The sequence below is a fragment of the Pseudomonas sp. HLG18 genome (genome assembly GCF_051903985.1).
Taxonomy (GTDB): Bacteria; Pseudomonadota; Gammaproteobacteria; order Pseudomonadales; family Pseudomonadaceae; genus Aquipseudomonas; species Aquipseudomonas fluorescens_BT.
The window spans coordinates 4,611,382-4,626,028 of the sequence record NZ_CP195831.1 but is presented as its reverse complement, the minus strand read 5'-3'; the positions used below and the strand labels follow the sequence as shown (position 1 = coordinate 4,626,028).

Sequence of the window (14,647 nt, the reverse complement as noted above, 5' to 3'; positions counted from 1 at the left end):
CCTACGGATAGAGGATTACGCCATGTCAGCGGTCGGTCATCTGAAACACGAATACGACAAGGTCAAGGTGCGCCTGCACGGGTTGTTCACGCGCATCGAAATGGCCTGGATGAAGCTCATCAGTGAACTCGAACCCAAGGAATTCGAGGCCATCATCAAATTGCTCCAGCGTGGTCACGATCAGGCGCAGTACGTACTCAAGCACGGCGAGTTGCCGACCGACGAGCCGGCCGTGCCGTGGGAGTTGGCCCACGGTTTGTCGATCCTGCGCATCGGCAACGCGACGCCGCTGCCGCAATCGCCCGATCAACTGCAGACCAAAGTGCTCAAGGACGGCACGCTGCTGGGCTGTCGCAAATGGGAGCTGCTGGATCTGCTGTGGAGCGAGGCGTTGCTCAAGTGGATCGAGAACCTGCGCCATCACGCGACCTTCGGCACCGATCCGGCGCTGGTGACCATGGAGCGCGAAGTTACCCTGGCGATTGCCGGCGACTGGGGCACCGGGCCGTTCAACAGCCATGCGCCGGCGGTGTCGGTGGCCAAGCAGATGCAACTGGCCAACGCTGACTTCACCATTCACCTGGGGGACGTTTATTACGCCGGTACCCACTCCCAGGAAGACACCGACATGGCCGGCTGGCCGATGGGCACCCACGGCTCGTTCACCCTCAACTCCAACCATGAGATGTACAGCGGCGCCCACGGCTATTTCAAGGAACTGGCCGCGCGTTTTCCGGGGCAGCAGGGCACCAGCTACTTTGCCCTGATCAACGACGACTGGCTGATTGTCGGGCTGGACACCGCGTACGCCTCGGACGTCATGAACCTGTACATGGACGGCACCCTGAACGAACCGCAAATCGTCTGGATGAAGGGCTTGCCCAAACGCAAGAAACTGATGGTGCTCAGTCATCATCAGGGCTTCGACATCACCGGGCACAACAAGACCGCGCTGTATCAACCGGTGTGCGATGCACTGGGGCGCGAGCCGGATTATTGGTACTGGGGGCATTTGCACAACGGCATCGTCTATGCGCCGCAGGGTGGACTGCATGCGCGCTGCGCCGGGCACGGGGCGATTCCTTACGGCACCACCAGCGAACTGAACGGGCATTCGCGGGTGCTGTTTTCGGAAACCAAGGATGCGAACGATCCGGACTATCCGCTGCGGGTGTTGAATGGCTACGCGAAGATCAGGTTGGTGGGGGAGGAGATTTTCGAGGAGTTTATCGGGGAGGATGGATCGGTGAGGTGGTCATCCAAATGATGCGGTGGCTGTAAGGACGCCATCGCGGGCAAGTCGAATCGTCGCACCGCCGCTCCCACAGGGTTCTTCGGTGTACACAAATGTTGTGAGCACCATGAAAACTGTGGGAGCTGGCTTGCCAGCGATGCTTTTAGCCTTGGACCGGCACGCCTTTGAGGTACGGCGCAGGCTCGGCGCCGAGGTTGCTCAGCATCCGCTCGCTGTACCAGTCCACGAAGTTGACCACGCCGAACTCATAGGTCTTGGAGTACGGACCCGGCTGGTAGGCGGTGGAGTTGATCCCACGCTGGTTTTCCTCGGCCAGGCGACGGTCCTGGTCGTTGGTCGCGTCCCACACCTTGCGCATGCGCTCCACGTCGTAATCCACGCCTTCCACGGCATCCTTGTGGACGATCCACTTGGTGGTGACCATGGTTTCCTGGGCGCTGATCGGCCACACGGTGAACACGATGATGTGGTCGCCCATGCAGTGGTTCCATGAGTGCGGCAGGTGCAGGATGCGCATCGAGCCCAGGTCCGGGTTCTTGATCCGGCCCATCAGTTTGGCGCAGCCTTGTTTGCCGTCCATGGTCATCGATACGGTGCCCTTGAGCAGCGGCATGCGCACGATGCGATTGCGCAGGCCGAAGCTGGCGTGGGCGTAAGGGATCTTTTCGGCTTCCCACGCGGCAGCAGAGGCGGCGACGTGGTCCTTGAACGCCTGATCGGCACGCGGGTCGGTGACGTCGTCCCATTCCAGCAGGGTTTTCAGCAGTTCCGGGTGCGAACCGTTGCAGTGGTAGCACTCGCGGTTGTTTTCCAGCACCAGTTTCCAGTTGGCCTTTTCCATCAAGGTGGTTTGCACCGCCACCTTGGTGTTTTCCATGTCGTAGGGTTCCATGTAGTGGCTCAGGGTCGACAGGAAGTCATCGATGGCCGGCGGGTTCTCCGCCAGGCTGATGAAAATGTAGCCGCCGGCGGTCTTCACGTTCACCGGTTTCAGACCGTACTGCTTCATGTCGAAGTCGGCGCCCATCTCGGTGCCGGCGAACAGCAGACGGCCGTCCAGCTCATACGTCCACTGGTGGTAGTGGCAGACCAGTTTGGCGACCTTGCCCTTGTCGCTGGTGCACAGGCGCGAGCCACGGTGACGGCAGACGTTGTGGAACGCGTGCACCACGCCTTCGGCGCCGCGGATCACGATGATCGGGTTCTTGCCGATCTGCAGGGTCATGTAGTTGCCCTTGGCCGGGATCTCGCAGGTCATGCCGGCGATCAACCACTCTTTCTGGAAGATCTCCTGCATGTCGATATCGAACAGGCGCTCGTCACTGTAGAACGGTTGCGGCAGCGAATAGGTGCGCTCGCGCTCCTGCAACATTTGTGCGGTGGCCTTGCGTGCGGGTTCCAGCAGGTCGCCGAGGCTGATTTTTGCGGTGTCCATCGATGAATTCCTCAAGGCCATCTGCGTGGCCGCGAAAGTGGCTGATCAGGGTTGCAGCGCAAGGTGTAAAGAATCTGTTTGTGTTGGGGCGAGTGTGGGGCCGGCGCAGGCGAGAACCTTATCCATGGGCGACATGGTGCAATCTGTTCCCGACGCGCAACCCCCGGTGGTTGGGGGCTGGTCGCGATAAGTATGTCAATGTCGCGGATAGGTAAACGGGGCGTGCGCGCTATACGCAGAATCGCCACATGAAGGCCGACAGTCGGCCGTGGAGAACAGCATGTCGAACAGCTTCCTGAATCCGGTCACCACCCAGACCTGGGCCAATGGCCGACACATCGTCCGTTGCGTCAAAGTCATCCAGGAAACCTGGGACGTGCGCACCTTCTGCTTCATGGCCGACCAGCCGATCCTGTTCTTCTTCAAGCCCGGGCAGTTCGTGACCCTGGAGCTGGAGATCGAAGGCCAGCCGATCATGCGTTCGTACACCATCTCCAGCTCGCCGTCGGTGCCGTACAGTTTTTCGGTGACCATCAAGCGGGTGCCGGGAGGCAAGGTGTCCAACTGGCTGCACGACACGCTGCATGAAGGCCAGGAACTGGCGGTACACGGCCCGGTCGGGCTGTTCAATGCCATCGATTTCCCGAGCCCGAAAGTGCTGTACCTGAGCGGTGGCGTCGGTATCACCCCTGTGATGTCCATGGCTCGCTGGTTCTACGACACCAACGGCAACGTCGACATGACGTTCATCCACAGCGCCCGCTCGCCCAAAGACATCATTTACCACCGCGAGCTGGAACACATGGCGTCGCGAATCGACAACTTCAGCCTGCACCTGATCTGCGAGAAGCACGGGCTGGGCGAGCCGTGGGCCGGCTATCGCGGCTACCTCAACCACAAGATGCTGGAACTGATGGTGCCGGATTTCCTCGAGCGCGAAGTGTTCTGCTGCGGTCCGACGCCCTACATGAACGCGGTCAAGCGCCTGCTGGAAAACGCAGGCTACGACATGAAGCGCTATCACGAGGAGTCCTTCGGCGCCACGCCACCGGAAGCCCGCGCCGATGCAGTTGAACAGGCCGAGCAGGCGGCGGAAGCACCGGAAGTCCCGGCGGCGGATCTGCACCTGGTGGAATTCACCTCTTCGGACAAGAGCATCCGCGTGGCCCCGGGCGAGACCGTGCATGCGGCGGCGGCCAAGGTCGGCCTGATGATTCCGAAAGCCTGCGGCATGGGGATCTGCGGGACGTGCAAGGTACTCAAGCTGGGCGGCGAAGTGGAGATGGATCACAACGGCGGGATCACCGAGGACGACGAGGCGGAGGGGTACATTCTTTCCTGCTGCAGTGTGCCGAAGGGGGATGTGCGGATCGAATATTGATCGGCGGTGGGGCGGCCCCTTGCGCCAGGCTCACCCCTCACCCCAGCCCTCTCCCCAGGGAGAGGGAGCTGACCGAGGTGTTTTGCGCTATACATCGACCTGATTAAGCGTGGCGATTATGGATTCGGCAAAGCACATTCAGGCCGGCGTAATTTAGGAGCATCCCCCGTTCAGTTCCCTCTCCCTTTGGGGAGAGGGCTAGGGTGAGGGGAGGGGCTCACAGACACAATGATCAATCCACAAACAAATCCGTCATCAACTTCGCATCGCTCCCCGGCTCAAAGCGGTAATGATCAAACCCGGTCACGCCGCTCTCGCGCAAAATCTCCTCATCAATCAACAACCGCCCGGTAATCCGCCGTCCGCTGCTGCTCAAAATCACATGCGCCGCATCCGCCATGATCGCTGGCGTACGCGCATGCTTGAACGACTCGCGATTGCCCAGCTGAAACTCGATCGCCGCCGTGGCGATCATGGTCTGCGGCCATAGTGAATTGACGCTGATCCCGTAGTGGGCGAATTCCTCGCTCATCCCGACCGTCAGCATGCTCATGCCGTACTTGGTCACGGTGTAGGGGCTGTACTGGGCGAACCATTTGCTGGCGAGGTTCAATGGCGGTGACAGGTTGAGAATGTGCCCGGAGGATTTCTTCAGATAGGGCAGGGCTGCCTGGCTGCACAGCAAAACCGCGCGGGTATTGATCTGGTGCATCAGGTCGAAACGCTTGAGCTCGATGTGCTGCACACCGGTCAGTTTGATCGCCCCGGCGTTGTTCACCAATGCATCGATCCCACCGAAATGTTCATTGGCCTGGGCCAGCGCCTGACGCACCGCGTCTTCATCACGCACATCCAGTTGCAGCGCCAGGGCCTTGCCGCCGGCCGCTTCGACTTCAGCGGCGACGCTGTGGATGGTGCCGGGCAACTTGGCGTGGGGTTCGGCGCTCTTGGCCGCGATCACGATATTGGCCCCGTCCCGCGCCGCCCGCAGCGCAATTTCGCGCCCGATGCCACGACTGGCGCCAGTGATGAACAGGGTTTTGCCTTGCAGTGACATGCGTACGCTCCTGATAGGTGTGATCCGAGCGGATCGAAAGGGCTCGCCAGTCAATGTAGACCAAGTCTTTGGCGCGAATGATCGCCGTTAACGCCCAGCAGGGATTGCTGGATTGATTCGAGCTGAATTTATGGAGGGGTACTTGCTTGCTATGACGGAAGAGCCGTTCTACTGAAAGTTAAACTATAAAGTTAGTTGGAATAGATGGCATGACTGCTGCGTGCTGCGAATTTTCATGCCATCGTTAATTGCATTGATATTTTGAAATGCAGAGTTGTAAATTATTATTGAGGTTCTACGGTAATAGTGAATCTGGGTTGCTCGCCATCTTCTACGATAAGTGTTTTATAAGCTACTGAACGGGGTTTGCCATCAAATCTGAGTATGTCGCCGGTGTTTAAATAGGCAATGGCGTCGGTAACGGATAGCTCGAATAAAATTTCGCCGTTTTTTTCGAGAATTGTTACTTTATCGTTCATCTCTGTTTTCCTTCTTCGTAAATTAAGAACTGCTTCTTTGTTGCTGCCTTTAAATCTAGCAAGTTTAATTTGCGAAAGGACCTGTCATTTCTGTCAGCTTGTGCTTTTGTTCTAATTGTGAATTTGAGTTTTTTAACGGAGATGGGGGGTATTAAATCATTGAAATACTTCACGATCTGTTTGGATCATGAAGTATTTCCAGAGGGGCTGCTTATGTTCGATAGGTGTGAAAAACATCAGCGTTATAAAAATAAATCACATCAACTCATCACCTGCCGAATGTCCGCCGCCAGTTCGCGTACGCGTTCTTCTTCGGTGTCCCACGAGCACATGAAGCGGGCGCCGCCCTTGCCGATGAAGGTGTAGAAGCGCCAGCCGCGCGCGGTCAGGGCGGTGATGGCCGGTTCCGAGAGTTGCAGGAACACGCCGTTGGCCTGGACCGGGAACATCAGTTCCACGCCCGGAATGTCGCTGACCAGTTCGGCCAACAGTTGCGCGCAGTGGTTGGCGTGGCGGGCGTATTTGAGCCAGGCGTCGTTTTCCAGGATGCCGACCCACGGCGCCGACAGGAAGCGCATCTTCGAAGCCAGTTGCCCGGCCTGTTTGCAACGGTAATCGAAGTCTTCGGCCAGTTTGTGGTTGAAGAACAGGATGGCTTCACCCACCGCCATGCCGTTTTTCGTGCCGCCGAAGCACAGCACGTCGACGCCGGCCTTCCAGGTCAGGTCTGCTGGCGAGCAGCCGAGGAACGCGCAGGCGTTGGAGAAGCGCGCCCCGTCCATGTGCAGGTTCAGGCCCAGTTCCTTGCAGGTGTCGCTGATGGCGCGGACTTCTTCGGGGGTGTAGACGCTGCCGACTTCGGTGGCCTGGGTCAGGGTCACGACGCGCGGTTTCGGGTAGTGAATGTCCTGGCGCTTGAGCGCGACTTCGCGGATCGAGGCCGGAGTGATCTTGCCGTTTTCGGTGCCGGCGATCAGCAGTTTCGAGCCGTTGGAGAAGAACTCCGGTGCGCCGCATTCGTCGGTTTCGACGTGGGCGGTTTCCGAGCAGATCACGCTGTGGTAACTCTGGCACAGCGACGACAGCGCGAGGGAGTTGGCGGCGGTGCCGTTGAAGGCGAAGAACACTTCGCAGTCGGTCTCGAACAGCTTGCGGAAATAATCGGAGGCGCGTGCTGTCCACTCATCGTCGCCATAGGCGCGCTGGTGGCCGTGGTTGGCCTGTTCCATGGCAGCCCAGGCTTCGGGGCAGATACCGGAGTAGTTGTCGCTGGCGAATTGTTGGCTCTTGTCGGTCATGGCCGGCTTCCGTGATCGAGGCGCTTGTGGCGCTTCGTGGGGTCAATGATGGTGCGCACTGTACCGAAGATCATCCGGGGAGCACACGGGATGTCGCTGTCAGAACTTTACAAGGATGCGAGCCGATTATGCACCTGAGCCGGCGCGACGGCGCACTCGATCTGCTCAAGTGGCTGGCGCTGCTGAGCATGCTGCTCGATCACCTGCGATATGTCGGAATCAGCGCCGACTGGCTGTATGTGCCGGGACGGCTGGCGTTCCCCTGGTTCTGTCTGGCGATGGCGGCGAACCTGGCGCGGGACGGCGCGCGCAAGACTGAATGGCGCTATCTGGGCTGGTTGCTGCTCTTCAGTCTGTTCAGCGAGATTCCCTACCGTTTGTACATTCCCGATCCCGACACTTTGAATGTGATGCCCACTTTGGCGCTGGGCTTGCTGGTGGCGCGGGGTTGGCGGAATCGAACGGTGATTTCGCAACTGTTGGGCGTCAGCGCCTTGCTGGTGGCCGCGTTGTTCGCGCAGGTACTGATGTTCGGTCTGTTCGGCGTCCTGCTGCCGCTGGCGATGTTGCTGGTGTTTCGCAAACCCTGGTATTTCAGCCTTTTGCCGGGGCTGGTGTGTCTGGCGGCGAATCAGTGGCAGGTACTCTACGAATCCGCGCAGTTCGGCAACCGTGTGGCTGTCCTCGGTATTGCGACATGCCTGATTGCGCCACTGCTCGGAATGTTCCTGTTGCGACATGCCACTTTCCTCCGTGCGCCAGCCCTGCGTCGCTGGGCGTATGCGCTCTATCCCGCGCATTTCCTCGTTCTTCTGGCCTTGCGCCAGGCCCTTGTTTGATCTCACCGCGCCCGCCATGTCGTAAACGCACCTTTGCGTGGCGTCCGTAGGCATTTGACCTCCCTGCGCCGGCCATACCATCGGCATCAAAGGGCACTGCCGTCATTACCAGTGCCTTACCGAGACGAATGGCGCACAGATGCCGCTGGGAGAGACGCGATGTTCAGCAAGCAAGACCGGATCCAGGGTTACGATGATGCACTGCTGGCGGCGATGAATGCCGAGGAGCAACGTCAGGAAGATCACATCGAGCTGATCGCGTCGGAGAACTACACCAGCAAACGCGTCATGGAAGCGCAAGGCAGCGGCCTGACCAACAAGTACGCCGAAGGTTATCCGGGCAAGCGCTACTACGGTGGCTGCGAGCACGTTGACAAGGTTGAGGCCCTGGCCATCGAGCGCGCCAAGCAACTGTTCGGTGCCGATTACGCCAACGTCCAGCCGCACTCCGGCTCCTCGGCCAACAGCGCCGTGTATCTGGCGCTGCTGCAGGCGGGCGACACCATTCTGGGCATGAGCCTGGCCCACGGCGGTCACTTGACCCACGGCGCCAAGGTCTCGTCCTCGGGCAAGCTGTACAACGCCGTGCAGTACGGCATCGACACCAAGACCGGCCTGATCGATTACGACGAAGTCGAGCGTCTGGCCGTCGAGTGCAAACCGAAAATGATCGTCGCCGGTTTCTCGGCCTACTCGAAAACCCTCGACTTCCCGCGCTTCCGTCAGATCGCCGACAAGGTCGGTGCGCTGTTGTTCGTCGACATGGCCCACGTCGCCGGTCTGGTGGCTGCCGGTCTGTACCCGAACCCGCTGCCGTACGCCGACGTGGTCACCACCACCACCCACAAGACCCTGCGCGGTCCCCGTGGCGGCCTGATCCTGGCCAAGGCCAACGAAGAGATCGAGAAGAAGCTCAACGCGGCGGTATTCCCCGGCGCCCAGGGCGGCCCGCTGATGCACGTCATCGCCGGTAAAGCCGTGTGTTTCAAGGAAGCGCTGGAGCCAGGCTTCAAGGCCTATCAGCAACAAGTGATCGACAACGCCCAGGCGATGGCGAGCGTATTTATCAAACGTGGCTACGATGTAGTGTCCGGCGGCACCGACAACCACCTGTTCCTGGTCAGCCTGATCCGTCAGGGCCTCACCGGTAAGGACGCCGACGCCGCCCTCGGTCGCGCGCACATCACCGTCAACAAGAACGCCGTACCGAACGACCCGCAGTCGCCGTTCGTCACTTCCGGCCTGCGCATCGGCACCCCGGCGGTGACCACCCGCGGCTTCAAGGTGACCCAGTGCGTGACGCTGGCCGGCTGGATCTGCGACATCCTCGACAACCTCGGCGATGCCGATGTCGAGGCCAACGTCGCCCAGCAGGTTTCGGCCCTGTGCGCTGACTTCCCGGTTTATCGCTGAGCGTTCTGGAGTACATGACTATGCAACGCTATTCGGGCTTCGGCCTCTTCAAACACTCCCTCAGCCACCACGAAAACTGGCAGCGCATGTGGCGCACGCCGACCCCGAAAAAGGTCTACGACGTGGTCATCGTCGGCGGCGGCGGGCACGGTCTGGCGACGGCCTACTATCTGGCCAAGGAGCACGGCATCACCAACGTGGCCGTGGTCGAGAAGGGCTGGCTGGGCGGCGGTAACACCGCGCGCAACACCACCATCGTTCGCTCCAACTACCTGTGGGACGAGTCGGCGCACCTGTACGAACACGCGATGAAACTGTGGGAAGGCCTGTCTCAGGACCTGAACTACAACGTGATGTTCTCCCAGCGCGGCGTCTACAACCTGTGCCACACGCTGCAGGACATTCGTGATTCCGAGCGTCGGGTCAGCGCCAACCGCCTCAACGGCGTCGACGGCGAACTGCTCAACGCCAAGCAAGTCGCGGACGAAATTCCGTACCTCGACTGCTCGAAAAACACCCGCTACCCGGTGATGGGCGCAACCGTTCAGCGTCGCGGTGGCGTGGCCCGTCACGATGCCGTGGCGTGGGGCTTTGCCCGTGCCGCCGACGCTCTGGGCGTGGACTTGATCCAGCAGACCGAAGTGATCGGTTTCCGCAAGGAAAACGGCGTGTGCATCGGTGTTGAAACCAACAAGGGCTTCATCGGCGCCAAACGCGTCGGTGTGGTGACCGCCGGTAACTCCGGGCACATGGCCAAGCTGGCCGGTTTCCGTCTGCCGATCGAATCCCACCCGCTGCAAGCGCTGGTGTCCGAGCCGATCAAACCGATTATCGACAGCGTGATCATGTCCAACGCCGTGCACGGTTACATCAGCCAGTCCGACAAGGGCGACCTGGTGATCGGCGCCGGCATCGATGGCTACAACGGCTACGGCCAGCGCGGCTCGTACCCGGTGATCGAGCACACCATCCAGGCCATCGTCGAGATGTTCCCGGTGCTGTCGCGGGTGCGCATGAACCGTCAGTGGGGCGGCATCGTCGACACCACGCCGGACGCCTGCCCGATCATTTCGAAAACCCCGGTACCGAACATGTTCTTCAACTGCGGTTGGGGCACCGGCGGCTTCAAGGCCACACCTGGCTCGGGCAACGTGTTTGCCGCAAGCCTGGCCAAGGGTGAAATGCACCCGCTGGCCGCACCTTTCTCCATCGACCGTTTCCACAACGGTGCGTTGATCGACGAACACGGCGCTGCGGCTGTCGCCCACTAACAGGAGAAATCCCCATGTTGCATATCTTCTGTCCTCACTGCGGCGAACTGCGCTCCGAAGAGGAATTCCACGCATCCGGCCAGGCGCACATCCCGCGTCCGCTGGATCCGAACAGCTGCACCGACGAGGAGTGGGGCGACTACATGTTCTTCCGCGACAACCCTCGCGGCCTGCACCACGAGTTGTGGGATCACGTCGCCGGTTGCCGCCAGTACTTCAACGTCACCCGCGACACCGTGACCTACGAGATTCTCGAAACCTACAAGATCGGCACCAAGCCGCAATTCACCGACAAGGCTGACCCTGCGAAAACAGCCACGACGGCGCTGGGAGAGAAGGTATGAGCCAGACCAATCGCCTGTCCAACGGTGGACGGATCGACCGCAACAAAGTGCTGAGCTTCACCTTCAACGGTCAGAGCTACAAAGGCTTCGAGGGTGACTCGCTGGCGTCGGCGCTGATCGCCAACGGCGTCGACATCATCGGCCGCAGCTTCAAGTATTCGCGCCCTCGCGGCATCTTCGCCGCCGGTGCCGAAGAGCCGAACGCGGTGCTGCAGATCGGTGCGACCGAAGCTACCCAGATCCCGAACGTGCGCGCCACGCAACAGGCGCTGTATCAAGGCCTGGTCGCCACCAGCACCAACGGCTGGCCGAGCGTCAACAACGACATGATGGGGATTCTCGGCAAGGTCGGCGGCAAGCTGATGCCGCCGGGCTTCTACTACAAAACCTTCATGTACCCGCAATCGTTCTGGATGACCTACGAGAAGTACATTCGCAAGGCTGCCGGGCTGGGGCGTTCGCCGACCGAGGTCGATCCGGACACCTACGACTACATGAACCAGCATTGCGACGTGCTGATCGTCGGCGCCGGCCCGGCCGGTCTGGCCGCTGCCCTGGCGGCTGCGCGCAGCGGTGCCCGGGTGATCATCGCCGATGAACAGGAAGAGTTCGGTGGCAGCCTGCTCGATTCCCGCGAAAGCCTCGATGGCAAGCCTGCGATGGAGTGGGTCGCCAGTGTCGTCGCCGAGTTGAAGAACACCCCGGACGTGTTGCTGTTGCCACGCGCCACGGTCAACGGTTACCACGACCACAACTTCCTGACCATTCACGAACGCCTCACCGATCACCTCGGCGACCGTGCTCCGATCGGCCAGGTGCGTCAGCGCATCCACCGCGTCCGCGCCAAGCGTGTGGTGCTGGCGACCGGTGCTCACGAGCGTCCGCTGGTCTACGGCAACAACGACGTGCCGGGCAACATGCTCGCCGGTGCCGTCTCGACTTACGTGCGCCGTTACGGCGTGGCACCGGGCAAGAAGCTGGTGCTGTCGACCAACAACGATCACGCCTACCGCGTGGCGCTGGACTGGTTGGACGCCAGCCTGCAAGTGGTGGCCATCGCCGACGCTCGCAGCAATCCGCGCGGGGCACTGGTGGAAGAAGCCCGCGCCAAAGGCATTCGTATCCTCACCGGCAGCGCCGTGATCGAGGCCCGTGGCAGCAAGCGTGTGACCGCTGCCCGTGTGGCCGCCATCGATGTGAAAGGCCATGCCGTGACCAGTCCCGGCGAGTGGCTGGAATGCGATGTGATCGCCAGCTCCGGCGGCTACAGCCCGGTGGTGCACCTGGCGTCGCACCTGGGCGGCAAGCCGATCTGGCGCGAAGACATCCTCGGTTTCGTACCGGGCGAAGCACCGCAGAAACGCGTGTGCGTCGGTGGCATCAACGGCGTCTACGGTCTCGGCGATTCCCTGGCCGACGGTTTTGAAGGCGGCGTGCGCGCCGCGGCCGAAGCCGGTTTCCAGACCGTCGAAGGCGTGTTGCCGAAAGCCTTGAGCCGCCACGAAGAGCCGACGCTGGCGCTGTTCCAGGTGCCGCACGAGAAGGGCACTTCCCGGGCGCCGAAACAATTCGTCGACCTGCAGAACGACGTCACCGCCGCCGCCATCGAACTGGCGACCCGCGAAGGTTTCGAGTCGGTCGAGCACGTCAAACGCTACACCGCGCTGGGCTTCGGCACCGATCAGGGCAAGCTCGGCAACGTCAACGGCCTGGCGATTGCCGCCCGCTCGCTGAACGTGACCATCCCGCAGATGGGCACCACGATGTTCCGTCCGAACTACACGCCGGTCACTTTCGGCGCGGTAGCCGGTCGCCACTGCGGGCACATCTTCGAACCTGTGCGTTACACCGCACTGCATCAATGGCACCTGAAAAACGGCGCCGAGTTCGAAGACGTCGGTCAGTGGAAACGTCCGTGGTACTTCCCGAAAAACGGTGAAGACATGCACGCCGCCGTCAAACGCGAATGCAAGGCTGTGCGTGACAGCGTCGGCCTGCTGGACGCTTCGACCCTGGGCAAGATCGACATCCAGGGCCCGGATGCCCGCGAGTTCCTCAACCGCGTGTACACCAACGCCTGGACCAAGCTCGACGTGGGCAAGGCCCGTTACGGCCTGATGTGCAAGGAAGACGGCATGGTCTTCGACGACGGTGTGACGGCGTGTCTGGCCGACAACCATTTCGTCATGACCACCACCACCGGCGGCGCGGCTCGCGTCCTGCAGTGGCTGGAGCTGTACCACCAGACCGAATGGCCAGAGATGAAGGTCTACTTCACCTCCGTCACCGACCACTGGGCGACCATGACCCTGTCCGGCCCGAACAGCCGCAAGCTGCTCAGCGCCGTGACCGACATCGATCTGGCCAACGAAGCGTTCCCGTTCATGACCTGGAAAGAAGGTCTGGTCGGCGGTGTGCCGGCGCGGGTGTTCCGCATCTCGTTCACCGGTGAGCTGTCGTACGAAGTCAACGTCCAGGCCGACTACGCGATGGGTGTTTTGGAGAAGATTGTCGAGGCCGGGAAGGCGTTCAACCTGACGCCATATGGCACCGAAACCATGCACGTGCTGCGGGCCGAGAAGGGCTTCATCATCGTCGGCCAGGACACCGACGGCTCGATGACCCCGGACGACCTGAACATGGGCTGGTGCGTCGGTCGCACCAAACCGTTCTCGTGGATCGGCCAGCGCGGCATGAACCGTGAAGACTGCGTGCGTGATCAGCGCAAGCAACTGGTGGGCCTGAAGCCGATCGATCCGACCAAATGGCTGCCGGAAGGTGCGCAGCTGGTGTTCAACACCAAGCAGTCGATCCCGATGACCATGGTCGGCCACGTGACCTCCAGCTACGCGCACAACTCCCTTGGCTATTCGTTTGCCATGGGCGTGGTGAAGGGGGGGCTCAAACGCATGGGCGAGCGGGTGTTCGCGCCGCTGGCGGATGGCAGCGTGATCGAGGCGGAAATCGTTTCTTCGGTGTTCTTCGATCCGAAAGGCGATCGCCAGAACATCTAATTGATCGCTCCCGTGCCTGGCGCGGGAGCGACACCGAATTCAGGAAGGGTGCTTTATGACCGCAGCCAACGTTTACCAACAACGCCCGACCACCGGGGCCAAGGCCGAGTCGTCTCTGCATCATGCCGACCTTGCCAGCCTGGTCGGCAAGGGCCGCAAGAACGCCGGCGTGATCGTGCGTGAAAAGAAACTTCTCGGCCATCTGACCATTCGTGGCGACGGCCACGATGCCGCGTTCGCTGCCGGCGTGCACAAGGCCCTGGGCATCGAGTTGCCGGGTGCCCTGAGCGTGATCGTCAAAGGTGAAACCAGTCTGCAATGGATGGGCCCGGACGAGTGGCTGCTGATCGTGCCGAGCGGCGAAGAGTTCGCCGCCGAGCAGAAACTGCGCGAAGCGCTGGGCGATCTGCACATTGCAATCGTCAACGTCAGCGGCGGCCAGCAGTTGCTCGAACTGAGCGGCCCGAACGTGCGTCAGGTGCTGATGAAATCCACCAGCTACGACGTGCACCCGAACAACTTCCCGGTCGGCAAGGCTGTCGGCACGGTGTTCGCCAAGTCGCAGCTGATGATCCGCCACACCGCCGAAGACACCTGGGAACTGCTGATCCGTCGCAGCTTCTCGGATTACTGGTGGTTGTGGTTGCAGGATGCGTCCGCCGAATACGGCCTCAGCGTTCAGGCCTGAAAGATCAAAAGCCACCCCCTCACCCCAACCCTCTCCCCCAGGGGGGAGAGGGGGAAAGGGAGCCGATCTCGGTTGTTCTTGCGATCTATATTCAACCGCGAACTTTCAGGTCGATGTAGCTCTGCAGACACTTCGGTCAGTCCCCTCTCCCTCCGGGAGAGGGCTAGGGTGAG

The 14,647-nt window shown here is 61.1% G+C and carries 12 protein-coding genes; 8 read left to right on the top strand and 4 right to left on the bottom strand.

Going from position 1 to position 14,647, the window contains the following annotated elements; translation table 11 throughout:
* Positions 1-22: 22 nt before the first annotated feature.
* Entirely contained in the window at positions 23-1,267 is a 1,245-nt protein-coding gene (locus tag ACSPX5_RS21320; protein WP_439820209.1) for a metallophosphoesterase, read from the top strand.
* 130 nt (positions 1,268-1,397) lie between these two features.
* Here the strand turns inward: ACSPX5_RS21320 and gbcA are convergent, their stop codons facing one another.
* On the bottom strand, positions 1,398-2,690 hold the full coding sequence (gene gbcA, locus ACSPX5_RS21315; RefSeq protein WP_323159812.1) for a glycine-betaine demethylase subunit GbcA: 1,293 nt from the start codon (positions 2,688-2,690) through the stop codon (positions 1,398-1,400).
* Positions 2,691-2,970: 280 nt separating this feature from the next.
* Between gbcA and gbcB the strand changes: the two genes are divergently transcribed.
* Positions 2,971-4,071, top strand: a complete 1,101-nt coding sequence (gene gbcB, locus ACSPX5_RS21310; protein WP_169432221.1) for a glycine-betaine demethylase subunit GbcB — start codon at positions 2,971-2,973, stop codon at positions 4,069-4,071.
* 232 nt (positions 4,072-4,303) lie between these two features.
* Here gbcB and ACSPX5_RS21305 read toward each other — a convergent pair whose 3' ends face one another.
* The 3 genes from ACSPX5_RS21305 to ACSPX5_RS21295 form a co-directional block, all read right to left on the bottom strand.
* On the bottom strand, positions 4,304-5,128 hold the full coding sequence (locus tag ACSPX5_RS21305) for an SDR family oxidoreductase (RefSeq protein ID WP_169432220.1): 825 nt from the start codon (positions 5,126-5,128) through the stop codon (positions 4,304-4,306).
* Between the two features lie 284 nt (positions 5,129-5,412).
* Entirely contained in the window at positions 5,413-5,607 is a 195-nt protein-coding gene (locus ACSPX5_RS21300) for a hypothetical protein (protein WP_169432219.1), read from the bottom strand.
* A 260-nt stretch (positions 5,608-5,867) separates the two neighbouring features.
* Positions 5,868-6,905, bottom strand: coding sequence for a threonine aldolase family protein (locus ACSPX5_RS21295; protein ID WP_439820208.1), 1,038 nt, complete (start codon positions 6,903-6,905; stop codon positions 5,868-5,870).
* A 128-nt stretch (positions 6,906-7,033) separates the two neighbouring features.
* On the opposite strand from ACSPX5_RS21295, the gene ACSPX5_RS21290 reads away from it, so the two are divergent.
* The 6 genes from ACSPX5_RS21290 to ACSPX5_RS21265 all read left to right on the top strand — a co-directional run bounded on the left by ACSPX5_RS21290 (position 7,034) and on the right by ACSPX5_RS21265 (position 14,474).
* Positions 7,034-7,744 (top strand): TraX family protein, encoded by a 711-nt coding sequence (locus ACSPX5_RS21290; protein WP_439820207.1) that lies wholly within the window; start codon positions 7,034-7,036, stop codon positions 7,742-7,744.
* 159 nt (positions 7,745-7,903) lie between these two features.
* Entirely contained in the window at positions 7,904-9,157 is a 1,254-nt protein-coding gene (glyA, locus tag ACSPX5_RS21285) for a serine hydroxymethyltransferase (RefSeq protein WP_169432216.1), read from the top strand.
* A gap of 20 nt (positions 9,158-9,177) precedes the next feature.
* Complete coding sequence (locus ACSPX5_RS21280) at positions 9,178-10,428, top strand: sarcosine oxidase subunit beta (RefSeq protein WP_003206307.1); 1,251 nt, start codon at positions 9,178-9,180, stop codon at positions 10,426-10,428.
* Positions 10,429-10,442: 14 nt separating this feature from the next.
* Positions 10,443-10,772, top strand: coding sequence for a sarcosine oxidase subunit delta (locus tag ACSPX5_RS21275; RefSeq protein ID WP_169432215.1), 330 nt, complete (start codon positions 10,443-10,445; stop codon positions 10,770-10,772).
* Entirely contained in the window at positions 10,769-13,786 is a 3,018-nt protein-coding gene (locus tag ACSPX5_RS21270; RefSeq protein ID WP_169432214.1) for a sarcosine oxidase subunit alpha, read from the top strand. Before ACSPX5_RS21275 ends, ACSPX5_RS21270 begins: the two co-directional genes overlap by 4 nt.
* Before the next feature lie 55 nt (positions 13,787-13,841).
* Complete coding sequence (locus tag ACSPX5_RS21265; protein WP_169432213.1) at positions 13,842-14,474, top strand: sarcosine oxidase subunit gamma; 633 nt, start codon at positions 13,842-13,844, stop codon at positions 14,472-14,474.
* The last annotated feature ends 173 nt before the right edge of the window (positions 14,475-14,647 follow it).